The sequence below is a fragment of the Micrococcus sp. CS26 genome (genome assembly GCF_055522295.1).
This window is the reverse complement of record NZ_JBVFVY010000019.1, coordinates 21,235-45,740: the sequence shown is the minus strand read 5'-3', so window position 1 is coordinate 45,740 and position 24,506 is coordinate 21,235. Positions and strand designations below refer to the sequence as shown.

16 protein-coding genes are annotated in these 24,506 nt (G+C 74.4%); 4 read left to right on the top strand and 12 right to left on the bottom strand.

Annotated features, from left to right (window positions below; all coding sequences use genetic code 11):
* Positions 1 to 494: 494 nt before the first annotated feature.
* From tyrS to ACZ1IK_RS09000, 4 genes are all read right to left on the bottom strand, one after another.
* Positions 495 to 1,838: a tyrosine--tRNA ligase gene (gene tyrS / locus ACZ1IK_RS09015; protein ID WP_070708495.1), complete on the bottom strand. Its 1,344-nt coding sequence runs from the start codon at positions 1,836 to 1,838 to the stop codon at positions 495 to 497.
* Positions 1,839 to 1,907: 69 nt separating this feature from the next.
* Positions 1,908 to 4,196, bottom strand: coding sequence for a HelD family protein (locus tag ACZ1IK_RS09010; RefSeq protein ID WP_041104703.1), 2,289 nt, complete (start codon positions 4,194 to 4,196; stop codon positions 1,908 to 1,910).
* 167 nt (positions 4,197 to 4,363) lie between these two features.
* Positions 4,364 to 5,824, bottom strand: coding sequence for an argininosuccinate lyase (gene argH, locus ACZ1IK_RS09005; protein WP_044659914.1), 1,461 nt, complete (start codon positions 5,822 to 5,824; stop codon positions 4,364 to 4,366).
* 85 nt (positions 5,825 to 5,909) lie between these two features.
* Positions 5,910 to 7,151, bottom strand: coding sequence for an argininosuccinate synthase (locus ACZ1IK_RS09000; protein ID WP_041104698.1), 1,242 nt, complete (start codon positions 7,149 to 7,151; stop codon positions 5,910 to 5,912).
* Between the two features lie 621 nt (positions 7,152 to 7,772).
* Here ACZ1IK_RS09000 and rpf point away from each other — a divergent pair.
* On the top strand, positions 7,773 to 8,678 hold the full coding sequence (rpf, locus tag ACZ1IK_RS08995; RefSeq protein ID WP_216886109.1) for a resuscitation-promoting factor Rpf: 906 nt from the start codon (positions 7,773 to 7,775) through the stop codon (positions 8,676 to 8,678).
* A gap of 114 nt (positions 8,679 to 8,792) precedes the next feature.
* Here rpf and argR read toward each other — a convergent pair whose 3' ends face one another.
* From argR to argC, 6 genes are read right to left on the bottom strand one after another with little or no spacing between them, the layout of a single operon-like run.
* Positions 8,793 to 9,281 carry an arginine repressor gene (gene argR, locus ACZ1IK_RS08990; protein WP_036337506.1) on the bottom strand — a complete coding sequence of 163 codons (489 nt, stop codon included), beginning with the start codon at positions 9,279 to 9,281 and terminating at the stop codon, positions 8,793 to 8,795.
* Positions 9,281 to 10,240: an ornithine carbamoyltransferase gene (gene argF / locus ACZ1IK_RS08985; protein ID WP_041104176.1), complete on the bottom strand. Its 960-nt coding sequence runs from the start codon at positions 10,238 to 10,240 to the stop codon at positions 9,281 to 9,283. The genes argR and argF overlap by 1 nt, the downstream gene beginning before the upstream one ends.
* Entirely contained in the window at positions 10,237 to 11,523 is a 1,287-nt protein-coding gene (locus tag ACZ1IK_RS08980) for an acetylornithine transaminase (RefSeq protein WP_041104178.1), read from the bottom strand. Before ACZ1IK_RS08980 ends, argF begins: the two co-directional genes overlap by 4 nt.
* Positions 11,520 to 12,506: an acetylglutamate kinase gene (argB, locus tag ACZ1IK_RS08975; RefSeq protein WP_196296765.1), complete on the bottom strand. Its 987-nt coding sequence runs from the start codon at positions 12,504 to 12,506 to the stop codon at positions 11,520 to 11,522. Before argB ends, ACZ1IK_RS08980 begins: the two co-directional genes overlap by 4 nt.
* A gap of 11 nt (positions 12,507 to 12,517) precedes the next feature.
* On the bottom strand, positions 12,518 to 13,678 hold the full coding sequence (gene argJ / locus ACZ1IK_RS08970) for a bifunctional glutamate N-acetyltransferase/amino-acid acetyltransferase ArgJ (protein WP_465098465.1): 1,161 nt from the start codon (positions 13,676 to 13,678) through the stop codon (positions 12,518 to 12,520).
* Positions 13,675 to 14,715: an N-acetyl-gamma-glutamyl-phosphate reductase gene (gene argC, locus ACZ1IK_RS08965; protein ID WP_123244382.1), complete on the bottom strand. Its 1,041-nt coding sequence runs from the start codon at positions 14,713 to 14,715 to the stop codon at positions 13,675 to 13,677. The genes argJ and argC overlap by 4 nt, the downstream gene beginning before the upstream one ends.
* Before the next feature lie 102 nt (positions 14,716 to 14,817).
* On the opposite strand from argC, the gene ACZ1IK_RS08960 reads away from it, so the two are divergent.
* The 3 genes from ACZ1IK_RS08960 to ACZ1IK_RS08950 all read left to right on the top strand — a co-directional run bounded on the left by ACZ1IK_RS08960 (position 14,818) and on the right by ACZ1IK_RS08950 (position 21,285).
* Positions 14,818 to 15,819 (top strand): quinone oxidoreductase family protein, encoded by a 1,002-nt coding sequence (locus ACZ1IK_RS08960; RefSeq protein WP_036315656.1) that lies wholly within the window; start codon positions 14,818 to 14,820, stop codon positions 15,817 to 15,819.
* A 121-nt stretch (positions 15,820 to 15,940) separates the two neighbouring features.
* Complete coding sequence (locus ACZ1IK_RS08955; RefSeq protein ID WP_041104187.1) at positions 15,941 to 19,948, top strand: Pls/PosA family non-ribosomal peptide synthetase; 4,008 nt, start codon at positions 15,941 to 15,943, stop codon at positions 19,946 to 19,948.
* A complete protein-coding gene (locus ACZ1IK_RS08950; protein ID WP_036337490.1) occupies positions 19,945 to 21,285 on the top strand; it encodes a M1 family metallopeptidase in 1,341 nt (446 codons plus the stop codon). Before ACZ1IK_RS08955 ends, ACZ1IK_RS08950 begins: the two co-directional genes overlap by 4 nt.
* A gap of 18 nt (positions 21,286 to 21,303) precedes the next feature.
* Here ACZ1IK_RS08950 and ACZ1IK_RS08945 read toward each other — a convergent pair whose 3' ends face one another.
* Positions 21,304 to 21,924 carry a 4'-phosphopantetheinyl transferase family protein gene (locus tag ACZ1IK_RS08945; RefSeq protein ID WP_036337488.1) on the bottom strand — a complete coding sequence of 207 codons (621 nt, stop codon included), beginning with the start codon at positions 21,922 to 21,924 and terminating at the stop codon, positions 21,304 to 21,306.
* Between the two features lie 2 nt (positions 21,925 to 21,926).
* Entirely contained in the window at positions 21,927 to 24,506 is a 2,580-nt protein-coding gene (gene pheT / locus ACZ1IK_RS08940) for a phenylalanine--tRNA ligase subunit beta (protein WP_036315647.1), read from the bottom strand.

The window sequence follows — 24,506 nt, the reverse complement described above, 5'->3', positions numbered from 1 at the left end:
GTGGCCGGGCTAGAAAACCTTACCACGTGATCCGACCATGTCAACTCCGCTCAACGCGGTGTCAGACACTCACCGGACCATCCACGTGGAAGGCCTCGAAAAGCTTACCACATGATTGCCGGCTGTCAAACCAGATCATCTTCTTCAGGAATCCCGACCCGCATCACTGCCGGCCGCGCACCCGGTGAGCACCACCCGCCCTGGACCTGCCATTCTCGGCATGAATCCGCGGATTCTGTGTTCTTCACCCCGCCTCCCTGTCACCCGGTCGGCGTCTTGAGCACGAGATGGAACTCTACACACGAATCCCACCGAACACAAAATCAGGGGTGACACCCGGCGTCCGGGCACGAGGGAGGGCCCCGTTCTCCGCAGAATCCTGCGGAGAACGGGGCCCTGTGCTCCTCCCGTGGGCGGTTCCTCCGCCGTCGCCGCCCGTCGTGTCCTCGGTCACTTCTGGCGACCCGGTGGACACCGGTGGTCTGCGGCCGTGGTCAGGCCTCCCCCAGGTCCGCACCCGCCATGTTCTTCTTGCCCCGGCGCACCAGCAGGTGCCGGCCGGCGAAGGCGTCGTCTCGGGTGAACACCTGGTCGGCATCCGTCACCCGCACGTTGTTCACCGAGGCGCCGCCGTCGCGCACCGTCCGACGCGCCTCGGAGCGCGAGGCGACCAGCCCGGTGGAGACCAGCAGCTCGACCGCGGTCACGGTGCCCGGCTCCCCCTCCCACTGGGTCCGGTCGGCCTGCGGCAGCTCGGCCAGCACGGCGGTCAGCGTGTCCGGGTCCACCGTGGTGAGGTCGCCGCCTCCGAACACCGCCTGGGAGGCCTCGATGACCTTCGTCGTCGTCTCCTCTCCGTGGGCCAGCGCCGTGACCTCCCACGCCAGGCGCCTCTGGGCTTCCCGGCGGAACGGCTCGTCGGCCACCTTCTGCGCGTACTCCTCGATCTCCGCGCGGGTCAGGAACGTGAAGACCTTGAGTCGGTCGACGACGTCCGCGTCCGCCGTGTTGAGCCAGAACTGGTAGAAGGCGTACGGGGAGCACATCTCCGCGTCGAGCCAGACGGCGTTGCCCTCGGACTTGCCGAACTTGGTGCCGTCCGCGTTCGTGATCAGCGGCGTGCCCAGCGCATGGGCGTGGGTCCCCTCCACCTTGCGGATCAGCTCGGTGCCGGCGGTGAGGTTGCCCCACTGGTCGGAGCCGCCGGTCTGGAGGGTCACGCCGTGCCGGCGGTGCAGCTCGAGGAAGTCGTTGCCCTGCAGCACCTGGTAGGAGAACTCCGTGTAGGAGATGCCCTCATCAGAGTTCAGGCGCTTGGCCACGATCTCCTTCTTCACCATCGTGCCGACGCGGAAGTTCTTGCCGACGTCCCGCAGGAAGTCCAGCGCGCTCATGCCCGCGGTCCAGTCCAGGTTGTTGACCATGGTCGCCGCGTTCTCCCCCTCGAAGGAGAGGTACGGCTCGATCTGCGCGCGCAGCGACTCCACCCACGCCGCCACGGTCTCCTGCGAGTTCAGGACGCGCTCCGAGGTCTGCCGCGGGTCGCCGATGAGGCCGGTGGCGCCGCCCACGAGGGCATACGGGCGGTGGCCGGCGAGCTGCAGGCGGCGCAGGGTGAGCAGCTGGACCAGGTGTCCCAGGTGGAGAGACGGAGCGGTCGGGTCGAAGCCGCAGTAATACGAGACGGGCTCCCCGGCCAGCGCCTGTTCCAGCGCGGCCTCGTCCGTCGAGACGTGCACGAGCCCGCGCCAGCGCAGCTCCTGCCAGACGTTCTCGAAGCTCGGGTCGTTCGCCTGTGCGCGCAGTCGGGCCGCGCGCTCCTCGTTCTGGGGTGCCATAGCCCCCAGCCTAGCGACGCGCCCGCGCGCCTCCGCGACGCCGCGCACGTGCGACGTCGCCCGCGGGGCTCACTCCGGGACGTCCGCCAGCCCGGCCGGCAGCGCGGCCGCGTCCGTCCCGGCGACGACGGACAACGACTGGGTGGCGCGGGTCATCGCCACGTACAGATCGCCCACCACGCCGCGCGCGTCGGCCACGATCCGCTCGGGCGAGACGAGGACGACGGTGTCGAACTCCAGTCCCTTGGTCTCCCACGGGGTGGCGACGACGATCTCGACGCCGGGCAGCGGCGCGGTGTCCACGGCCGCCTCCCCCCACCGCTCCCGGAGGACCGTGAGCAGCTCCCCCGTCCGCCCGGCGGGGGCGATCACGGCGGTCAGGGCCTCGGGCACGCGGTCCCGCTCGACCTCGACCGCGTCGAGGGCCAGGGCCGCGACGTCCCCGCCCGGCTCCGTCACCAGGCGCGGGCGGTGGTCGCCCTCGCGCACGGCGCGCGGATGGGAGACCTCGAGCCCGGCCGCCCGTGCGACCTGCGCGGCCCAGCGCATCACGCGCGCGGGCGAGCGGTAGTTCACGGTCAGCTCTTCCAGGCGCCAGCGGTCCCCGAACTCCGGGGCGAGGACGGACGCCCACGAGCCGGCCGCGTCACGACGGGAGGACTGCGCGATGTCCCCCACGATGGTGAACGACTTCATCGGGCAGCGGCGCGCCAGCAGGCGCCACTGCATCGGAGAGAGCTCCTGAGCCTCGTCCACCACCACGTGCCCGTACGTCCAGGTGCGGTCGTGGGCCGCGGTCTCAGCGGTGGTCCGTCGCACCCCGCGTGCCTCATTGGCCGCGGCCAGCTGCTCGGCGTCCACGACGCCGTCGACGCCCAGGTCCGCGAGCGTCTGGTGCATGTTCTCCAGGGACGCCCGGGCGTTCTCGAGGTTGCGCTCGTGCTGGGCCGCGAACTCACCGCCCCGGCCCGGGGTCTCGAGGCGTCCGAGCAGCTCGGCCGCCTCGTCCAGCAGGGGCACGTCGGCCTCGGTCCAGGGGGCGTCGGCCGGCCGCAGGAGCGTGCCGACCTCGGCGTCGGAGAGCCACGGGGCGGCCGCCCGGAGCAGGTCCTCCCGGGTGAGGAGGTCGCCGATCAGCTTCTCCGGCGTCAGCGGCATCCAGCAGAGGTTGAGCGCGATGCGCACGTCGCGCGAGGTGCGCACGTCCTCCAGCAGGAGGTCACGCTGCACCGGGGTGCCCGAGGACTTCTCCAGCTTCTTGCGCAGCTTCTCCGCGAGCTCGCGGACGAGGATCTTCACGAACGTCACCCGGGCCTCGTTGTGGGGCTTGCGGGTGGCCCGCGCCTTGTCCCGGGCGCGCCGGACCATGGCCGGCTTGAGCTTGACGGCCGTGCCGTCGATCATCAGGCGCCGCGGCTCGACGAGCAGGCGCTGGCGCTGCGCGACCGCGTGGGCGACGGCGTCCACCATGTCCAGCCGGCCCTTCACCGCCGCCGCGTCGAGGTCCCGCTCCGGGACGGCCCGCACACCCGGCATCAGCGTCCCCAGCGAGGACATCACGACACCGGTCTCGCCCAGCGAGGGCAGCACCCGCTCGATGTACCGCATGAACGCGGTCGACGGGCCGACGATCAGCACGCCCGAGCGCGCGAGGCGCTCCCGGTGGGTGTACAGCAGGTAGGCGGCGCGGTGCAGGGCGACGGCGGTCTTCCCCGTGCCGGGCCCGCCCTGCACCACGACCGCCCCGGGCAGGGGCGCGCGGATCACCTCGTCCTGCTCCGCCTGGATCGTGGCGACGATGTCCCCCATCCGTCCCGTGCGTCGGGCGGTGACGGCGGCCAGCAGCGCACCCTGGGCATCGGCGCGCACGCCGTCCTCGCCCAGCAGCGTCGGGTCCAGGATGTCGTCCTCGAGGTCGCGCACCTCGCGCCCCCGCAGCATCAGGTGACGACGACGGCGCACGCGGCCCCGGTGGGCCGCCGTCGCCTGGTAGAAGGCGCCGGCCTCGGCCGCGCGCCAGTCGACGAGGAGGCGCTCGTGGTCCTCGGTGGTGAGGCCGATGCGCCCGATGTACCGCTGCTCGTCGGCCCCACCCTCCCGCTCGGCGTCGAGGTCGAGCCGGCCGAAGACGAGGCGGTCGTCCACGGCGTAGAGCTGGGCGAGTCGGTCCTCGTAGAGGCTGGCGAAGGCGTCGCGCTCGGAGTGGTTCTGCAGCGACCCCTGCGGGCCGGTCCGGCGCACGGCCGCGAGCTGGCGCTCCTTCTCCTCACGCAGGGCGTCGAGGCGGGCGTACCGCTCGGCGACCCGACCCCGCTCGAGGTCGAGCTCGGACTGGCGGACGGACACGGTATCGGTCATCGGGGGCCCTCGCGGTGCGGTGAGGGGCGGACCACGCTGCGGCCCGCCCGGCGGAAAAGTGACCACCCATGCTACGCCGACCGCGGTGAACGGCGGGTGACGCGGCGGTGCCCTGGGGGCGCCGCCGCGTCCGGCCCGGTCGGCGCCGCCTCGGCCGGGCGACCGCGTCAGCGGGCGTCGACGACGGAGCCCGGCGTGTCGGCCCAGCGGCGCAGCGGCGCCAGGGCGTCCTCGAGCGCCCCGATCTGCGCCGCGACGGCCGTCGGCGCGGTCCCGCCCTGGGCGTCGCGAGAGGCGAGCGAGCCCTCCGTGCTGAGCACCTCGCGGACCTGCGGGGTCAGCGCCGGCGAGATGGCCGCGTACTCGTCGTCCGTGAGGTCCCACAGCTCCACGCCCCGGGCCTCGGCCGCCTTCACGGCCTCGCCCGACAGCTCGTGGGCCTCGCGGAACGGGACCCCCTGGCGGACGAGCCACTCGGCGACGTCGGTGGCCAGCGCGAAGCCCTGCGGGGCCAGCTCCGCCATGCGCTCCGTCTGGAACTCGAGGGTGGCGATCATCCCGGAGACGGCGGGCAGCAGCAGCTCGAGGGTGTCCGCGGCGTCGAAGACGGGCTCCTTGTCCTCCTGCAGGTCGCGGTTGTAGGCCAGCGGCATGCCCTTGAGCGTGGCCAGCAGCCCCGTGAGGTCGCCGATGAGGCGGCCGGACTTGCCGCGGGCCAGCTCGGCGACGTCCGGGTTCTTCTTCTGCGGCATGATCGAGGACCCCGTGGAGTACGCGTCGTGCAGCGTCACGAAGCCCGCCTCCTTGGTGGCCCAGAAGATGACCTCCTCCGAGATGCGGGACAGGTCGACGCCGACCATCGCGGCGACCCACGCGAACTCCGCGTACACGTCGCGGGCGGCGGTGCCGTCGATCGAGTTCCACACGGCCGACTCGAAGCCGAGCTCGGTGGCCACGGCGTTCGGGTCCAGACCCAGGGAGGAGCCGGCCAGGGCCCCGGAGCCGTACGGCGAGACGGCCGCGCGCGCGTCCCAGTCCACGAGCCGCTGCAGGTCCCGCGCGAACGCCCAGGCGTGCGCGAGCAGGTGGTGCGAGAGCAGGACGGGCTGCGCGTGCTGCAGGTGGGTGCGGCCCGGCATCGGCGCGTACGGGTGCGCCCGCGCCTGATCGAGCAGCGCGTCCACCGTGGCGATCACGCCCCGCGCGATGATGCGGGCGTGGTCGCGCAGGAACATCCGGCCGAGGGTGGCGACCTGGTCGTTGCGGGATCGGCCGGCCCGCAGGCGGCCGCCGAGCTCGGGACCGGCCCGCTCGATGAGGCCGCGCTCGAGCGAGCCGTGCACGTCCTCATCGGACGCCGCCGGGGTGTAGGCACCGGAACGCACGTCCGCCTCGAGCCGGTCGAGGGCCGCGATCATCCCGTCCAGGTCGTCCGCACTGAGCAGACCGGCGGTGTGCAGCACCCGGGCGTGGGCACGGGAGCCGGCGATGTCATAGGGCGCCAGGCGCCAGTCGAAGTGCGTGGACTTGCTGAGCGCGGCGAGCGCCTCGGAAGGGCCGCCGGCGAAGCGGCCGCCCCACAGGGCGCCCTCGTTGGTCCCGTGGCGGGCGTCGGTGTTCTCGGTCATCGAAGGTCTCCTCGAGGTCGGTGACAGGCCGACGGCGGCCGGCCCGGGCGCGGGCGGGCCGCCGTCGTGCGCGGGGCGTGCGGGGTCAGTCGTTGGACAGGCGGGCGACGTCCTGGAGGTCGTCGCCGCCGCGCAGGCGCTGCTCGCGCTCCGAGGCCGTCTTCGCGGACAGGCCGAAGATGTCGATGAACCCGCGGGCCGAGGACTGGTCGAACGAGTCGCCCTCGTCGTACGTGGCGAGGTTGAAGTCGTACAGGCCGGTCTCGGACCGGCGACCCTGCACCGTGGCACGGCCGCCGTGGAGCTCCAGGCGGATCTCACCGTTGACGTGCTCCTGGGTCGCGTCGATGAACGTGTCCAGGTTCCGCTTCAGCGGGGAGTACCACTGGCCGTCGTAGACCAGCTCGGTCCAACGCTGGTCCACATGCTTCTTGAAGCGCGCCTGTTCCCGCTCCAGGGTGACGTTCTCGAGCTCACGGTGGGCCGCGATCAGCGCCATGGCGCCCGGTGCCTCGTAGATCTCACGGGACTTGATGCCCACGAGGCGGTCCTCGACGATGTCGATCCGGCCCACGCCCTGGGCACCGGCCCGGCGGTTGAGCTCCTCGATGATCTCCAGCGGGCTCAGCGCGCGACCGTCGAGGGCCGTGGGGACGCCGCGCTCGAAGGCGATCGTGACCACGTCCGGCGCCGGCGGGAAGGCGGGGTCGTCCGTGTAGTCGTAGACGTCCTTCGTGGGGCCGTTCCAGATGTCCTCGAGGAAGCCGGTCTCGACGGCGCGGCCCCACACGTTCTGGTCGATCGAGAACGGGTTCTTCTTGGTGGTGACGATCGGCAGGTCGTTGCGCTCGGCGTACTCGATGGCCTTCTCACGGGTCAGGGCGAGGTCGCGCACCGGCGCGATGCACTTCAGGTCGGGGCCGAGGGTCTGGATGGAGACCTCGAAGCGGACCTGGTCGTTGCCCTTGCCGGTGCAGCCGTGCGCCACCGTCGAGGCGCCGAACTGGCGGGCCGCCGCGACCAGGTGGCGGGAGATCACCGGGCGCGAGATCGCGGAGACCAGCGGGTAGGCGTCCATGTAGAGGGCGTTGGCCTTGAGCGTGGGCATGCAGTACTGCTCGGCGAACTCGTCACGCGCGTCGGCGACGTAGGCCTCGACGGCGCCGCAGTCCAGGGCGCGCTGGCGGATCGTCTCGAGGGACTCGCCCCCCTGGCCCACGTCGACCGCGACGGCGACGACCTCGGCGCCCGTGGCCTCGGCGATCCAGCCGATGGCCACGGAGGTGTCCAGGCCGCCCGAGTAGGCAAGGATGATGCGTTCCTTCACGTTTTCTCCTCTTTATATAGGGGGGTCTCCGAGCGCGGCACGTGGCCGTCGGAGGCGTGCTCGGCGACGATCCTACCCGGGTCTTGAATAAATATGCAACTGACGGAATATCAGCTCCTGATGGATCCTGCGCAGCCCCTCTGCGCCCACCGCGGCGGCCACCCGCAACCATGGCCCCGCGCTCGAAGTTCGGGTCGAACGCGACGCCGGTCACGGCTTCGACCGTCGATCGTGACCTTCGCCCACGCCCCTGTGACGGAGGTTGTCCACACTGTCCAATCAGACGCCCTAAGATCCAATGCGGGCAGTGGCGTGCATTTCGTCCACGTACTCCCGCCTCAGGGAGCGATTCGTCACCTGATCTCAAATGTGAGACGGACGGGCAAGAATTCGTCGACCCATGATTTGACGCGAGGGGGGCTCCCGTCGTTGACTCTTCCGTAGCCGATTCGTGATCGAACCGTGATCTGACCGAGAGGTCGGGGACGGGGAGGCCACGACATCGAACCCCCTCCGACGGTCGCCCGCTGCTGGGTCGTCTCGAACCGACGGAGGGCATGACCCGACCAAGGAGAAGGACGACCCCGGTGTGCCTCGGCCACCGATCAGCGAGGACTCGCCATGGACACCATGACTCTCTTCACCACTTCCGCCACCCGCTCCCGCCGTGCCACCGCCTCGATCGTTGCGGGCATGACCCTCGCCGGCGCCGCCGCCGTGGGCTTCTCCGCCCTGGCCCAGGCCGCCACCGTGGACACCTGGGACCGCCTCGCCGAGTGCGAGTCCAACGGCACCTGGGACATCAACACCGGCAACGGCTTCTACGGCGGCGTGCAGTTCACCCTGTCCTCCTGGCAGGCCGTCGGCGGCGAGGGCTACCCGCACCAGGCCTCCAAGGCCGAGCAGATCAAGCGCGCCGAGATCCTCCAGGACCTGCAGGGCTGGGGCGCCTGGCCGCTGTGCTCGCAGAAGCTGGGCCTGACCCAGGCTGACGCGGACGCCGGTGACGTGGACGCCACCGAGGCCGCCCCGGTCGCCGTGGAGCGCACCGCCACCGTGCAGCGCCAGTCCGCCGCCGACGAGGCTGCTGCTGAGCAGGCCGCTGCTGAGCAGGCTGCTGCCGACCAGGCCGCCGCCGAGCGCTGGGCCGCCGAGCAGGCTGCTGCCGACCAGGCCGCCGCCGAGCGCTGGGCCGCCGAGCAGGCTGCTGCCGAGCAGGCCGCCGCCGACAAGGCCGCTGCCCAGCGTGCCGCCGCCGCGGAGAAGGCTGCCGCTCAGAAGGCTGCCGCCGCGGAGAAGGCCGCCGCTCAGAAGGCTGCCGCCGCTGAGCAGGCCGCTGCCGCGGAGCAGGCCGTCGTCGCCGAGGCCGAGACCATCGTCGTCAAGTCCGGTGACTCCCTCTGGAAGCTCGCCAACGAGTACGAGGTGGAGGGTGGCTGGACCGCCCTCTACGAGGCCAACAAGGGCGCCGTCTCCGACGCCGCCGTGATCTACGTCGGCCAGGAGCTCGTCCTGCCGCAGGCCTGAGACGCCTGACCGGTCCCCCGGACCGGTACCACACGAGGAAGGCCCCCGCCGTCGGCGGGGGCCTTCCTCGTGCCTGGTGCCCGTCACCCGCGCGGGCGGGGCCGGACGGGTCGGTTAGCCCGCCAGACCCAGCAGGTGGGCCGCGACGGCCGGGGCGGACGTGGTCCCCGTGGTGATGAGGAGGATGGTGTCGTCGCCGGCGATCGTGCCCATCACGTGCTCCACGCGCGCCTGGTCGATCACGCTGGCCAGGAACTGCGCCGCGCCCGGGGGCGTGCGCAGGACCACGAGGTTCGCGGTGGGCTCGGCGGAGACGAGCAGCTCGCGGGCCATGCTCGCCAGGCGATTCAGCTGCGCGTCCGAGCCGCGGCCCGGCACGGCGGCGTCGTCGCCCTCCGCCGGAAGGGCGTAGACCATGCCGGCCGGCCCGCGCGTCCGCACCGCGCCGAGGTCCACCAGGTCCCGCGAGAGCGTGCCCTGGGTGACGGACAGCCCGCGATCGCCCAGGGCGTCCGAGAGTTCGGCCTGGGAGCGGATGCCCCGGGTGGCCAGGATCTCCCGGATCGCGGCCTGACGGGCGATCTTCGTCGTGGGGGCGGCCATCAGCGCGGCTCCTCGGCCAGGCCGGAGCGGTACAGCAGCCAGGCGATGAGCGCCTTCTGCGCGTGCAGCCGGTTCTCGGCCTCGTCGAACACCACGGACCGCGGCCCGTCGATCACCTCGGCCGTGACCTCGTAGCCCCGGTACGCGGGCAGGCAGTGCAGGAAGATCGCGTCGTCGGCCGCCCGCGCCATCGCGGCGGCGTCCACCTGGTAGTCCCGGAACAGCGCCAGGCGGGCCTCCTTCTCCTCCTCCTGGCCCATGGACACCCACGTGTCGGTCACGACGACGTCCGCGCCCGCCAGGGCCTCGGCCGCGTCCGTCGTGACGAGGACGGAACCGCCCGTCTCCGCCGCCCGCCGTCGGGCGGCGGCCACGACGTCCTCGGCAGGCAGGTGCCCCTCGGGGCCGGCGACCCGCACGTGCATGCCGGCCGTCGCGCAGCCGAGCAGATACGAGTGGGCCATGTTGTTCGCCGCGTCCCCCAGATACGTCAGAGTGCGGCCCGCCGTGCCGCCGAGGTGCTCGCGCACCGTCAGCAGGTCGGCGAGGATCTGACAGGGGTGGTAGTCGTCGCTGAGCGCATTGACCACGGGCACCGAGGAATGGGCGGCCATCTCCTCGAGACCGGCCTGCGCGAACGTGCGCCAGACGATGACGCCGACCATCCGCTCCAGCACGCGGGCCGTGTCCGCCACGGACTCCTTGTGGCCCAGCTGCGACTCCCCCGGGTTCACGATCAAGGGCGTCCCGCCGAGCTCGGCGATGCCGGCCGCGAACGAGACGCGGGTGCGCGTGGAGGTCTTGTCGAAGAACACGATGCCGGTCCGGGGCCCGGCCAGCGGGCGGTGCCGGAACCGGTCGGCCTTCATCTGCGCGGCGAGGTCGAGCACCTCGGCCTGCTCGGCCGGGGTGAGGTCCGTGTCCACCAGGAAGTGGCGGACGGCGGTGGCGGGGGTCATGGGCGGTCTCCTTCGGCGGGGGTCAGGGCGGCGGCCACGAGCCCGGGCAGGGCGGCGGCGAAGCGCTCGAGCTCGGCCACGGGCACGGTGAGCGGCGGGGCCAGGCGCAGGGTGGACGGGCCGGTGGCGTTGAGGATCCAGCCCGCCTCGAGGCCGGCGGCGACGACGGCGGGGGCCAGCCCGCCGGCCGGGACCGGTCCCGCGGGGTCGGCCAGGTCGACGCCGATCCACAGGCCGTGACCGCGCACCGCGGCCACCTCGGGCAGGTCCTCCAGCAGGGCGGCCACGGCCTCGCCCGCGGCGCGGACGTGGCCGAGCAGGCCCTCGTCCTCGACGGTCTGGAGCACGGCCAGGCCCGCGGCGGTGGCCAGGGGGTTGCCGCCGAACGTGGTGCCGTGCTGGCCGGCGGTGAGCAGCCTGGAGACGGCGGGGCCGACGCACACGAGCGCCCCGATCGGCACGCCGCCGCCCAGTCCCTTCGCCAGGGTGAAGGCGTCGGGCACCACCGGCTCTGCCGCACCGGTGACGGCCGGGTTCTGGAAGCCGAACCACGTGCCGGTGCGGCCCACGCCGGACTGCACCTCGTCGAGGATCATCAGGGCGCCGGCCTCGCGGGTCGCGGCCCGCACCTCGGCCAGGTAGCCGGCCGGCCAGCCGTGCACGCCGGCCTCGCCCTGGACCGGCTCGAGGATGACGGCGGCGACGGTGGCGCCGTCGTCGTCCGGGGCCAGGGCCGCCCGCAGGGCTGCGGCGTCCCCGCCCGGCACGTGCTCCACGCCGCCGGGCAGCGGCTCGAAGGGCGCCCGGTAGGCCTCCTTGTGCGTGAGCGCGAGGGCGCCCATCGTGCGGCCGTGGAAGGCCCGCTCGAGCGCGATCACCCGCGTCCGGCGGCCGGACGGGTCGTCCGCACCGTGGCGGCGGGCGAGCTTGAACGCGGCCTCGTTGGCCTCCGTGCCGGAGTTCGCGAAGAACACGGTGGAGCCCGCGGGCACGCCGGCCAGTTCCAGCAGGCGCTCGGCCAGGCGGATCTGCGGCTCGGACGTGAAGAGGTTGGACACGTGGCCGAGCGTGGCGATCTGCTCGGACACGGCCCGCACCAGCGCCGGGTGGCCGTGGCCGAGCGCATTCACGGCGATGCCGGCCAGCAGGTCCGTGTAGCGCCGGCCGTCGGCGTCCCACACGTGGACCCCCTCGCCGCGCACGAGCACGCGGGTGGGGCGGCCGAAGACGCCGGTCAGGGCGGCGTGGTAGCGCTCCAGCAGCGCGGACTGGTCGGTGCTCATGCGTCCTCCTCGGGGGTGGTCGGGGCGGTGGGTTCGGCGTCGGGCACCACCTGGGTGCCGACGCCCGCGGAGGTGAAGACCTCCAGCAGCATCGAGTGGGGGCGGCGGCCGTCCACGACGTGGGCGCGCTGCACGCCGGCGTCGACGGCCGCCAGGCACGCGGCCATCTTCGGGATCATCCCGGAGGCCAGGGAGGGCAGCAGCGCACGCAGCTGGGCGGCGGTGAGCGAGCTGATGAGGGAGTCCCGGTCCGGCCAGTCCGCGTAGAGGCCCTCGACGTCGGTGAGCAGCACGAGCTTCGCGGCGCCGAGGGCGGCGGCCAGGGCCGCGGCGGCGGTGTCCGCATTGACGTTGAGGACCTGCCCGGTGGGCTGGCCGTCGTCGTCGATCTCGGGGGCGACCGACGAGACCACGGGGATCCGCCCGGACTCGATCACGTCGAGGATCGCGGTCGGGTCGACGCCGGTGACCTCGCCCACGAGGCCGAGGTCCACCTCCTGCCCGTCCACGACGGCGCCCGTGCGGCGGGCGCGCAGCAGCCCCGCGTCCTCGCCGGAGAAGCCGACGGCGTACGGGCCGTGGGAGTTCACGAGGCCGACCAGCTCGCGGCCCACCTGTCCCGTGAGCACCATGCGGACCACGTCCATGGCCTCCTCGGTGGTCACGCGCAGGCCGCCGCGGAACTCGGACGCGATGCCGAGGCGGTCGAGCATCGCGTTGATCTGCGGGCCGCCGCCGTGCACCACCACGGGGTGGACCCCCACGTGGTGCAGGAACACGATGTCCTCGGCGAACGCCCGGCGCAGCTCCTCCGACACCATGGCGTTGCCGCCGTACTTGACGACCATGACGGTGCCGGCGAACCGCCGGATCCAGGGCAGGGCCTCGACGAGGACCTCCGCCTTGGACTCGGCGCGGTCGAGCCGGTCCGCGGTGGACAGGACGGGTGCGGCCGCCGTGGCCGGGTCGGTGTGCGGGCTCATGCTGGGGGTCCTCACGTGGAGTAGGCGGAGTTCTCGTGGACGTAGTCGTGCGTCAGGTCGTTGGTCCAGACCGTGGCCTCGGCGTCGCCGGCGTGCAGGTCGACCTCGACGAGCACCTCGCGGGCCGTCAGGTCCACGCGGGAGCGGTCCTCCCCCACACCGGAGGCGCGGCACACCTGGACGCCGTTGAAGCGCACGTCGAGGGCGTACGGGTCGAAGGCGGCGACCGACTCCGGGACCGTGCCGACGGCGGCGATCACGCGTCCCCAGTTCGGGTCCTGGCCGAAGATCGCGGTCTTGAACAGGTTGGAGCGGCCGACGGCGCGGGCGACGGCCTCGGCCGCTTCCTCGGTCTCGGCGTGGACCACGCGCACGGCGATGTCGTGCCGGGCGCCCTCGGCGTCGGCGACGAGCTGGCGGGACAGGTCCGCGCAGACCTCGTGGAGGGCCGCGGCGAACGCCTCGGGCTCGGGCGCGGTCCCGGACGCGCCCGAGGCCAGCAGGATCACGGTGTCGTTGGTGGACATGCACCCGTCCGAGTCGACCCGGTTGAAGGTGGCGCGCACGGCCTCGCGCAGGGCCGCGTCGAGGGCGGGGGCGGGGACGTCGGCGTCCGTGGTGATGACGCTGAGCATGGTGGCCATGCCGGGTGCCAGCATGCCCGCCCCCTTGGCCATGCCGCCCACGGTGAAGCCCGCGCCGCGGGCCACGGCGGTCTTGGCCACGGTGTCCGTGGTCTTGATCGCGACGGCGGCGTCCTCGCCGCCGTCCGGACTGAGGGCGGCGACCGCCTCGGACACGCCCGCGGTGAGGGTGTCCATCGGCAGGCGCTCGCCGATGAGGCCGGTCGAGCAGACGAGCACGTCGTCGGCGGCGGCCCCGAGGGCGGCGGCCGCGTGCTCGGCGGTGCGACGGGCGTCCTCGAGGCCCTCGGCGCCGGTGGCCGCGTTGGCCCCGCCGGAGTTCAGGACGACCGCGGTCGCACGGCCGTCCCGCACGGCGCGGCGGGTCCAGACCACGGGGGCGGCCGCCACCCGGTTCTCGGTGAGGACGGCGGCCGCCGCGTCGCGCGGGCCCTGGTTGACGACGACGGCGACGTCGGGCGTGCCCGAGGCCTTCAGCCCCGCGGTGACGCCGGCCGCCCGGAACCCCTGTGCTGCGGTGACGCTCACGGCGCGACCCCCTGCTGCTCGAGCCCCGCCTGCTCCGGCAGGCCCAGGGCGATGTTCATGGACTGCACGGCGCCGCCGGCCGTGCCCTTGGTGAGGTTGTCGAGCACCGCGCAGACGATCACGCGGCCGGCACGCTCATCCACGGCGAGCTGCAGCTGCACGTGGTTGGAGCCGAGGACCGCCTTCGTCGTCGGCCACTGCCCCTCGGGCAGCAGGTGCACGAAGCGTTCGCCGCCGTAGGCCGCGGCCCATGCCGCGCGCACGTCCGCGGCGGCCACGCCGGGGCGCAGCCGCGCCGTGGCCGTCGCGAGGATGCCGCGCGGCATCGGCGCGAGCGTGGGCGTGAAGGAGACGCGGACCGGCTCGCCGGCCGCCTGGGCCAGGCCCTGCTCGATCTCCGGGGTGTGCCGGTGCCCGCCACCGACGCCGTACGGGCTCATCCCGCCCATGACCTCGGCGCCGAGCAGGTGCGGCTTGAGCGCCTTGCCCGCCCCGGAGGTGCCCGAGGCGGCGACGATCACCACGTCCTGCGGCTCGAGCAGCCCCGCGGCGAAGCCGGGCGCGAGGGCGAGGATCGAGGTGGTCGGGTAGCACCCGGGGACGGCGATGCGGCGGGTGCCGGCGAGTCGCTCACGCTGACCGGGCAGCTCGGGCAGGCCGTAGGGCCAGGTCCCGGCGTGCGCGGTGCCGTAGAAGGCCTCCCAGTCTGCGGCTGACTCGAGGCGGTGGTCGGCGCCCGCGTCGATCACCAGGGTGTCCGGGGATCGCTCTGCGATCTCGGCCGCCAGCGCCCCGGAGGCCCCGTGGGGCAGCGCGAGGATCACGACGTCGTGACCGGCGAGGACGTCCGCGGTGGTCTCGGCGAGGACGCGGTCCGCCAGGGCGTGCAGGTGCGGCTGGAGGGCGCCGAGGCGCTCCCCCGCGTTCGAGTGGGCCGTGATGGCTCCGACGGTGACGGACGGGTGGCCGGCGAGCAGGCGCAGGGCCTCTCCCCCGGCGTAGCCGCTGGCTCCGGAGACGGCGACGGTGTGGGTCATGGCCCCATCCTAGCGTAGATATGCGTTGCACGGAATATCTATGCGGTGCCTCGGGTCCCCCGGGACGGGCCGGATGTCCGGGCCCGCTCCTAGAGTGGGGCCATGACCACTGCGAACACCCCCGCCGTCCCCCGCACCCACCACGCCGTCGTCGTGTCCGCCACGGGCGGCCCCGAGGTCCTGCAGTGGACCGAGACGGAGGTGCCCTCTCCCGCACCGGGGCACGTGCTGGTGCGGACCGCCGCGGCGGGCCTGAACTTCATCGAGACGTACCAGCGCTCCGGGACCTACGCGATGGACCTGCCCTTCACCCCCGGCACGGAGGGCTCCGGCGAGGTCGTCGCGCTCGGCGAGGGCGTGGACGCCGCGCTCCTGGGGGCCCGTGTCGCCACCGCGACGGCCACCGGTGCGTACGCCGAGCACTTCACCGCCCCCGCGGATCGTCTCCTCGCCGTCCCGGAGGGCATCGACCTGGCCGAGGCCGCCGCCCTTCCGCTGCAGGGCATGACGGCCCACTACCTCTGCCGGTCCACCTTCCCGGTGGAGGAGGGCCACACGGTGGTCGTGACGGCCGGTGCCGGCGGCGTGGGGCTCCTGCTCACCCAGCTCGCGACGGCCCGCGGCGCCCGCGTGGTCACCACGGCGTCCACGGAGGAGAAGCGGGAGCTGTCCCGGGGCGCGGGCGCCGTCGCCGCGGTGGACTATCCGGACCTCGCCGCCACGGTGGCGGAGCTGACGGACGGCGAGGGCGCGCACGTCGTGTACGACGGCGTGGGGAAGGACACCTTCGACACCTCGCTCGAGGTGCTGCGCGTGCGCGGCACACTCGTGCTCTTCGGCGGGGCCTCCGGGCAGGTGCCCCCCTTCGACCTGCAGCGGCTCAACGCGGCCGGCTCGCTGTACGTCACCCGGCCCTCGCTGGTGCACTACACGCGCACGGGCGAGGAGACCCGCTGGCGTGGTGGAGAGGTGTTCGGGGCGTGGGCCTCCGGCGAGCTCGACGTACGGATCGGCGAGCGCTTCCCGCTGGCGGACGCGGCCGCCGCGCACGCCGCCCTCGAGTCCCGGTCGACGACGGGCAAGGTGCTGCTCACCCTGTCCTGAGCCGGACCCGCCCGGTGCCTTCCAGGCGCCCCGCGCGGCCGCGGGCGGGGCATAGAATGTCCCGCTGCGGCCTGGTCCGCGTCCGACCCTCGGTTTGCCGCTCACACCCCCGGAGGCCCCTGTGTCCCTTTCGTCCGCCGCGCCCACCCCGCCCTCCGTCCCCCTCGACCCCGCGGGCGCGCCGCATCGGCCGCAGCTGCCCGGCTCCGAGCGCACCCCGCCCGCCCGGACGCTCGTGGAGCTCTTCGACGCCACGGCGCGCGAGCACCCGGACGCGACCGCCCTGGACGACGGCGTCGAGCCGCTGACGTACGCGGAGCTGCGGGAGCGCGTCGACGAGACCGCCCGCCACCTGTGGGCCGCCGGCGTGCGGGCGGGAGACCGGGTCGGCGTGCGGATCGCCTCGGGCACGGCCGCGCTGTACGTCTCGATCCTCGGCGTGCTCGCCGCCGGCGCGGCCTACGTCCCCGTGGACGCGGACGATCCGGAGGAGCGCGCCCGCCTCGTGTTCGGCGAGGCGAAGGTGGCCGGCGTCCTCACCGACGAGCGGGTCTACGCCCCGCACCCCGAGCACACCGCGGACCCGGCCGCGGAGGCCCGCGCCCCCGGGCTCGAGGACGACGCGTGGATCATCTTCACCTCTGGCTCGACGGGCACCCCCAAGGGCGTGGCGGTGAGCCACCGCTCGGCCGCGGCCTTCGTGGACGCCGAGGCGCGGATCTTCCTGGCGGACGATCCGCTCGCCCCGGGCGACCGCGTGCTGGCGGGACTGTCCGTCGCGTTCGACGCCTCGTGCGAGGAGATGTGGCTCGCCTGGCGTCACGGTGCGTGCCTGGTCCCGGCCCCCCGCTCGCTCGTGCGCTCCGGCATGGACCTCGGCCCGTGGCTCGCCGAGCGGCGCATCACCGCCGTGTCCACCGTGCCGACCCTCGCCGCGATGTGGCCCACCGAGGCCATGGACAACGTCCGGCTGCTGATCTTCGGCGGCGAGGCCTGCCCGCCCGAGCTCGCCGCGCGCCTGGCGGAGGACGGCCGCGAGGTCTGGAACACCTACGGCCCCACGGAGGCCACCGTCGTCGCGTGCGCGGCCCCGCTCACGGGTCTCGGCCCGGTCCGCATCGGCCTGCCCCTGGACGGCTGGGACCTGGCCGTCGTCGACCCGCAGACCACGCTGCCCGTGGCCGAGGGCGAGACGGGCGAGCTGATCATCGGCGGCGTCGGCCTGGCCCGCTACCTCGACCCGGCCAAGGACGCCGAGAAGTACGCCCCCATGCCCTCCCTCGGCTGGGAGCGTGCCTACCGCTCCGGTGACCTCGTGGTCTTCGAGCCGGAGGGCCTGCTGTTCGTCGGCCGCGCCGACGACCAGGTGAAGCTCGGCGGCCGCCGCATCGAGCTCGGCGAGGTGGACGCGGCGCTCCAGGCCCTGCCCGGCGTCCACGGCGGCGCCGCGGCCGTGCAGACCACCCCGGCGGGCCACCAGATCCTCGTCGGCTACCTCGTCCCCGCGGACCCCGAGGCCGAGCTCGACCTGCACATGGCCCGCGAGCACCTCGCGGCGGAGCTGCCGGCCGCACTCGTGCCCCGGCTGGCCGTCGTGGACTCCCTGCCCACGAAGACCTCCGGCAAGGTGGACCGCCACGCGCTGCCGTGGCCCCTGCCCGGCGCCGAGGTGGACGAGGACGCGCCCCAGCCGAACGAGGACACCGCCGACGGCTGGGTGCTGCGCCAGTGGGCGGACGTGCTCGGCGCGCCCCCCAAGGACGCCGACACCGACTTCTTCGAGGCCGGCGGCGGCTCGCTCGCCGCTGCCCAGCTCGTGGCCCGCCTGCGCCTGCGCCACCCGGCCGTGACCGTCCAGGACGTCTACCGCAACCCCACCGCCGGGGCCCTCGTGGCCGCCGTCGTGGGCGACGACGGCCCCCGCGGCATCGAGGTGCACGACCGGCACGTCGACCGCACCCGCCACCGCACCCAGTGGGTCCAGACCCTCGTGGGACTGCCCGTGTTCGTCCTGCCCGCCCTGCGCCTGGGCGTGTGGACCGGCCTGGCCCTGAACCTGCTGACGCTCTCCGGGCTCGCGCCCGGGCTGCCCACCGTGCCGTGGTGGGTGCTGATCGTGGCCGGTCTGCTGGTGGTGACCGTGCCCGGCCGCATGCTGCTCACCGCCGCGACGGCCCGGCTGCTGCTGCGCGGCGTGAGCCCCGGGTCCTACCCGCGCGGTGGCCGCGTCCACCTGCGCCTGTGGCTCGCCCAGCAGATCAGCGACCTCGTGGACCCCTACTCGCTGGCCGGCGCCACGTGGGTGCCCGCCTACGCGCGACTGCTGGGCAACCGGATCGGCAAGGACGTGGACATGCACACCGTGCCACCGGTCACCGGCATGCTCACGGTCGAGGAGGGCGCCGCGATCGAGCCTGAGGTGGACCTGTCCGGCTACTGGGTCGACGGCGACGTCGTCCGGCTCGGCGAGGTGCGCATCGGCGCGGACGCCGTCGTGGGCGCCCGCTCCACGCTCCTGCCGGGCGCCCAGGTCGGCGCCGGGGCGCACGTCGAGGCCGGGTCCACCGTCGCCGGGCGGGTGCGCGGCGGCCAGCGCCACGCCGGCTCCCCCGCCGTCAAGGTGGGCAAGGTGAAGTCCCGCGGCCCCGCCGAGGCGCCGCGGGAGACCCCGGGCTGGCGCCTGATGGCGACCGTCCTCTCGACCCTCATCTCCCTCCTTCCGCTCGTCTCCGCCGCCGCGGCGGCCGCGGTGGCCGCGTGGTCGCTGACCTGGTGGCCGCCGGCCCCGGAGGCGGGGCCGCTGGCCGCCGTCGGGACCACCGCGGCGCGCCTGCTGGCCGCAAGCCCCCTGGTGGCCGGCGTCTGGTTCCTGACCCAGATGCTGCTCGTGCTCGTCACCGTGCGCCTGCTCGCGCTCGGCATCACGGAGGGGCACCACCCCGTGCGCTCCCGGGTCGGCTGGCAGGTGTGGGCCACCGAGCGCGTCCTCGACGCCGCCCGCGACCAGCTGTTCCCGATCTACGCCTCCCGCTTCACGCCGACGTGGCTGCGCCTGCTGGGCGCCGAGGTGGGCCGCGGCGTCGAGGCCTCCACCGTGGTGCTCCTGCCCTGCATGACCCGCGTGGGCGACGGCGCGTTCCTCGCCGACGACACGATGGTCTCCTCCTACTCCCTCGACGGCGGGTGGATGCACGTGGCCCCCGCGAAGGTCGGCAAGCGCTCGTTCGTGGGCAACTCCGGCATGGTGCCCGGCGGCCGCACCCTGCGCCGCGACTCGCTCGTGGCGGTGCTGTCCACCACCCCGGCCAAGACCAAGGCGGGCACGTCCTGGATGGGCTCCCCGCCCGTGCGCCTGCGCCGCAACGAGGTCACCGCAGACGCCGCCCTCACCTACGACCCGCCGGCCCGACTCAAGGCCGCCCGCACCGCCTGGGAGCTGCTGCGCGCGATCCCGGTGTGGCTGCACGTGGCCCTGTCCCTCGCCGTCGGCGCGACGCTGGCCGCCCTCATCGCGGTCGGCACGTGGGCGCTGGCCTTCGTCCTGGGCGGCGTCGTCCTGCTCGCGGCCGGCGCGGTCGCGGCGAGCCTGACCGTGCTCGCCAAGCGGGTCTTCGTCGGCCGGATCCGCGCGGGCGAGCACCCGCTGTGGTCCTCGTTCATCTGGCGCAACGAGGTCGCGGACACCTTCACCGAGTTCCTCGCCGCCCCGTGGTTCAGCCGGGCCGCGGCCGGCACCCCCGCCCTGGTCTGGTTCCTGCGCGCGATGGGCGCCCGCATCGGCCACGGCGCCTGGGTCGAGTCCTACTGGCTGCCCGAGGCCGACCTCGTGGAGCTCGGCGACGGCGCCACCGTGAACCGCGGCTGCGTCGTCCAGACCCACCTGTTCCACGACCGCGTGATGTCCCTGGACGCCGTCGTCCTGGAGGACGGCGCCACCCTCGGCCCCCACTCCGTGGTGCTGCCCGCCGCCCGCCTGGGCCGCGGCACCACCGTCGGTGCCGGGTCCCTCGTGATGCGCGGCGAGGAGCTGCCCGCCGGCACGTGGTGGCTCGGCAACCCGGTCTCCCCGTGGCGTCGTCCCGACGGCGACCCCGCCGCCGCGGCCACCCCCTCCCGAGAGGAAGCATGAGCACCGATCCCTACGTCCCGGGCGTCGGCACCGACGCCGCCACCGTCGAGCACATCGCACTGGACCTCGACGTGCGCCTGGCCGCGAACCGGGTCTCCGGCACCGCCGTCCTGCGCGTGCGCCTGACGAAGCAGAGCCGCCGCATCGAGCTGGACCTGTACCGGCTGCGCGTGTCCCGGGTGGACGCCGTCGTCGACGGCCGCGCCGTCGCCTCCTCGTTCACCCAGCCGGGCCGCGCCCCGAGCCGCCTCGTCGTCGACCTGGACGAGAGCCGGCCGGAGGGCACGCTCGTGGAGCTGACCGTGGTCTACGCGGGCACGCCCACGCTGCGGCGCAGCCCGTGGGGCACGATCGGCTGGGAGGAGCTCACGGACGGCGTGCTCGTGGCCGGGCAGCCCCACGGCGCCTCCACGTGGCTGCCGTGCGTGGACTCCCCCACCTCCCGCTCGACGGCGGAGATCACCCTCACCTGCGACGCGGGCTACCTGCCCGTCGCCAACGGCGTGGGCGCGCCCGTGCGCACGCGCGGCTCGCGGGTCACGTGGCGGTGGCGGCTCGACCAGCCCGTGCCCGCCTACCTGCTCAGCGTGCAGATCGGCCGCTACCGGCTCGTGGACGCCGCCCCTCCCGCCGAGGGCCTGCCGCCGCTGCGCCTCGTGGTCTCCCCGCGGACCGAGCAGCGGGCCCTCCGGGCCCTTGCCCCCCAGCCGGCCATGATGGCCACGTTCATCGACGCCTACGGGCCATACCCATTCGAGGACTACACCGCGGTCGTGGCCGACGAGGAGCTCGAGATCCCGCTCGAGGCCGCGAGCATGTCGCTGTTCGGCACCAACCACCTGGACGGCTCGTGGGAGTCCGAGCGGCTGATCGCCCACGAGATGTCCCACCAGTGGTTCGGCAACGCCGTGACCCTGGGCCGCTGGTCCGACCTGTGGCTGCACGAGGGCTTCGCCTGCTGGTCCGAGTGGCTGTGGGCCGAGGCCTCGGGGCGGTCCAGCATCACCTCGATGGCGCGGCGGGCCTGGCAGAAGCTGGCCGCGCACCCGGTGGAGCAGGCGCTGGCCGAGCCCGGGCCGGAGGAGATGTTCGAGGACTGGGTGTACAAGCGCGGCGCGCTCACCGTGGAGGCGCTGCGGCACCTGCTGGGCACGGACCTCTTCGGCTCCATGCTGCGCGCCTGGGTGCGGGAGCACCGGTTCGGCACCGTCGACTCCCTGGGGCTGCGCACGCACGTGCACGCGTGGGCCCCGCACGCCGGGGTGAGCCGAGCGCAGGTGGACGAGCTCTTCGACGCGTGGACGCTGCGGCCCGAGCTGCCGCCGTTCCCGGGCTGAGGCGGCCGCGCGGTCGACTCAGCGGCCCCGCAGCGCCAGCGCCCCGAGGAGACCGCCCGGCAGCCGGTCGGTGAGGTCCACCAGCACGACGTCGGCCGGCACGGTCAGTGCGTCGACGGCGGCGGGGTCGCCCGTGAAGCCGGTGCCGGCGGCCTTCACGAGCGCCTCCTTCCGCGTCCACAGCCGGGCCCGCGCGGCGGGCCTCTCGGGGGCGGGAAGCTCCCGCACCCGGGCGCGCTCCGCCGTCGAGAAGCCCACCCCGCCCAGGCCGTCCTCGTCCGCGAAGGCCGCGGCGTCCGCCCGCTCGACGTCCACCCCGAGGCCGAGCCCGTCGGCGGGCCGTGCCGGCGCCCACCACGCCCCGATCCGAGCCCGGTCCTCAGTGCCGGGCATCCGGACGCGCGTGAACGAGACGAGGGCGACCCGGCCGGGGGGCAGGCCGGTCAGCGCGGGGACGCCGTGCGCGGCCGAGCCGCAGCGCGGGCAGGCGTGCCGGAGCCCGAGCGGCCCCACCGGCACGCCCCAGGCCGCCGTCAGGGCGGTGCGCACCTGACCGAGCAGCGCGGAGACGGCGTCGGCCGCCCCCGCCGAGGCGGGGACGGCCGAGGTCAGGCCCCACGGGCCGGTCGCGACGGACACGGTCAGCGCTGGACCGCCCCGTGCCGCTGCGCCGCGAGCGCGGTGGCCGCGGCGCGGGCCTCGGAGACCTCCTCCGCGGTGAGCGTGCGGTCAGGGGCGCGGAAGCGCAGGGAGAACGCGAGGGACTTCCGCCCCTCCGGCACGCCCGCGCCCCGGTAGACGTCGAACAGCTCGACGGCCTCGAGCAGCTCCCCGGCACCCTCGGCGAGGGTCGCGCGCACGTCCCCGGCCACGACGGCCTCGTCCACCACGAGCGCCACGTCCTGCGTGCTCACGGGGAACGTGGACAGCGGTGCGGCGACCACGATCTCGGGGGCCGCGGCGCACAGCGCGTCCAGGTCCAGCTCCCACACGCTCGTGCGGGCGGGCAGGTCCTCGGCCTCGAGCCACTGCGGGTGCAGCTCGCCGGCGACGCCCACCACCCGGTCCCCGTGCTCGGTCACGACGACGAGCTCGGCCACCCGGCCCGGGTGGAACGCGTGGTGCCGGCCCTGCCGGACGGTCAGCTCGACGCCGAGGACGTCGGCCACGTCGAGGGCCCCGGCGATCGCGTCCTGCCAGTCCACCGGGCGGGGGTCGTGGTCCGGCCCGGGCGCCGAGTCGTGCCCGGCGTACAGACCGGCCACGTGCCACGGCTGAGCGGGGATGCCGGCCTCGAGGTCGGCGAGGACCTCGGCGGAGGGGTGGACCGCGCGCGGGGGGATCGTCGCCGAGCCCAGCTGCGCGCCGGGCAGGAAGACCAGCCCCATCTCGTACAGCGCCAGATCGCGGAAGCCGCGTCCGAGGTTGCGGCGCGCGGTCTCGACGAGGCCCGGCAGCAGCGACAGGCGCAGGTACCGGTACTGGGAGGCGATCGGATTGGCCAGGGCCACCATCGCCAGGGCCTGGCCCTGCGCGTCCGAGTCCGCCCCGAAACGCCGGTTCTGCTCCTCGGAGACGAACGGGTAGGCCAGCACCTCGGTGAGTCCCGCGGCCGCGAGCGCGGCCGACACGCGGCGACGCTGGGCCTGGCGGCGGGTGAAGCCGCGGCCCGGCGGGGCCACGGGCACCACGGAGGGGATCGCGTCGTAGCCGCGCAGGCGCGCGACCTCCTCGGCGAGGTCCTCGGGGATGCGCAGGTCCGTGCGCCACGACGGGGCGGTCACGGTCAGCCGCGGGGCGACGTCGGCGGCGGCCTCGGCGACGGCCACCTCGGCGCCCAGGGCGCGCAGCGTCTCCACGACCTCGTCGGTCGTGTACGCCACGCCCACCAGGGCGGAGGGGAAGTCGGCGGCCATCTCGACGACGGCCGGCTGCGGCCGCGTCCCGACGTCGGTGACCCCGGGCTCGGCGGTGCCGCCGGCGAGCTCGACGAGCAGCTGCACGGCCCGCTCGGCCGCCTCGTCGGCGATCTCCCAGTCGACGCCGCGCTCGTTGCGCTTCGACGCCTCCGAGGGCAGGCGGTGCCGGCGCCGCGTACGGGCGATCGACACGGGGTCGAAGTTCGCGGACTCGACCACGATCGTGGTGGTGGCGTCCGTGACCTCGGTGGCGGCCCCGCCCATGACGCCCGCCAGGCCGATGGGGCCGGAGTCGTCCGTGATGAGCAGGTCCTCGGGGTCGAGCTCGCGCTCCTTGCCGTCGAGGGTGGTCAGGGTCTCTCCGGCCCGCGCGCGGCGCACCACGATCTCGCCGGAGAGCGTGTCCGCGTCGTAGAAGTGCAGGGGCTGGCCCAGCTCCCACATGACGTAGTTGGAGATGTCCACCGGCAGGGAGATGGTGCGGATGCCGGCCAGGCGCAGGCGCGCGGCCAGCCACGGCGGGGTCGGGCGGGTCGCGTCCACGCCGGAGACCGTGCGGGCCACGAACCGGGTGGCCCCGGGCTCGCCGTGGATCGGCGCGTCGTCGTCGATGCGGACGGCCGGGCCGGCGTCGTCGGCCGCGGGCGGGTGGACGGCGGCGGCCGGGTCCGTGAAGGGCACGCCGGTGGCGTGCGCGTACTCGCGCGCGACGCCGCGCATCGAGAACGCGTAGCCGCGGTCGGGCGTCACGTTGATCTCGGCGGCCTCGCCGTGCAGGTCCAGGACGTCCCGGGCGTCGGTGCCCGGCTCGGGGTCGAGCCCGAGGTCGCCGAGCACGATGATCCCGTCCGTGCCGTCGTCGCCCACGCCCAGCTCCGTGCTGGAGGCGATCATCCCGGCCGAGACGTGCCCGTAGGTCTTGCGGGGGCTGATGCGGAAGTCGCCGGGCAGCACCGCGCCGGGCAGGGTCACGACGACCTTGTCCCCGACCTCGAAGTTGTGGGCGCCGCACACGATGCCCTGCACGCCGGAGGGCTCGATGCCCTCGCCGGTGAGCGGCTGGGCGGCGCCCTCGGGAACCACCCGCACGGAGCACCAGTTGATGGTCTTGCCGTTCTTCTGCGGCTCGGGCTCCTTGGAGAGCACCTGCCCGACGACGATCGGGCCCTGCAGCTCGGCGGCCGGACGGTGGACGTCCTCCTCCTCGAGGCCGACGCGGACGAGGTCGGCCATCACGTCCTCGGCACGGTGCTCCGCGGGCACGGGGACGAACTCCCGCAGCCAGTCCAGGGGGATGCGCAT

Bases quoted from the DNA above. Each gene is read 5' to 3' on its own strand.
- tyrS (WP_070708495.1), bottom strand. From the start codon at position 1,838: ATGGCACCCCAGAACGAGGAGCGCGCGGCCCGACTGCGCGCACAGGCG.
- ACZ1IK_RS09010 (WP_041104703.1), bottom strand. From the start codon at position 4,196: ATGACCGATACCGTGTCCGTCCGCCAGTCCGAGCTCGACCTCGAGCGG.
- argH (WP_044659914.1), bottom strand. From the start codon at position 5,824: ATGACCGAGAACACCGACGCCCGCCACGGGACCAACGAGGGCGCCCTG.
- rpf (WP_216886109.1), top strand. From the start codon at position 7,773: ATGGACACCATGACTCTCTTCACCACTTCCGCCACCCGCTCCCGCCGT.
- argR (WP_036337506.1), bottom strand. From the start codon at position 9,281: ATGGCCGCCCCCACGACGAAGATCGCCCGTCAGGCCGCGATCCGGGAG.
- argF (WP_041104176.1), bottom strand. From the start codon at position 10,240: ATGACCCCCGCCACCGCCGTCCGCCACTTCCTGGTGGACACGGACCTC.
- ACZ1IK_RS08980 (WP_041104178.1), bottom strand. From the start codon at position 11,523: ATGAGCACCGACCAGTCCGCGCTGCTGGAGCGCTACCACGCCGCCCTG.
- argB (WP_196296765.1), bottom strand. From the start codon at position 12,506: ATGAGCCCGCACACCGACCCGGCCACGGCGGCCGCACCCGTCCTGTCC.
- argC (WP_123244382.1), bottom strand. From the start codon at position 14,715: ATGACCCACACCGTCGCCGTCTCCGGAGCCAGCGGCTACGCCGGGGGA.
- ACZ1IK_RS08960 (WP_036315656.1), top strand. From the start codon at position 14,818: ATGACCACTGCGAACACCCCCGCCGTCCCCCGCACCCACCACGCCGTC.
- ACZ1IK_RS08950 (WP_036337490.1), top strand. From the start codon at position 19,945: ATGAGCACCGATCCCTACGTCCCGGGCGTCGGCACCGACGCCGCCACC.
- pheT (WP_036315647.1), bottom strand. From the start codon at position 24,506: ATGCGCATCCCCCTGGACTGGCTGCGGGAGTTCGTCCCCGTGCCCGCG.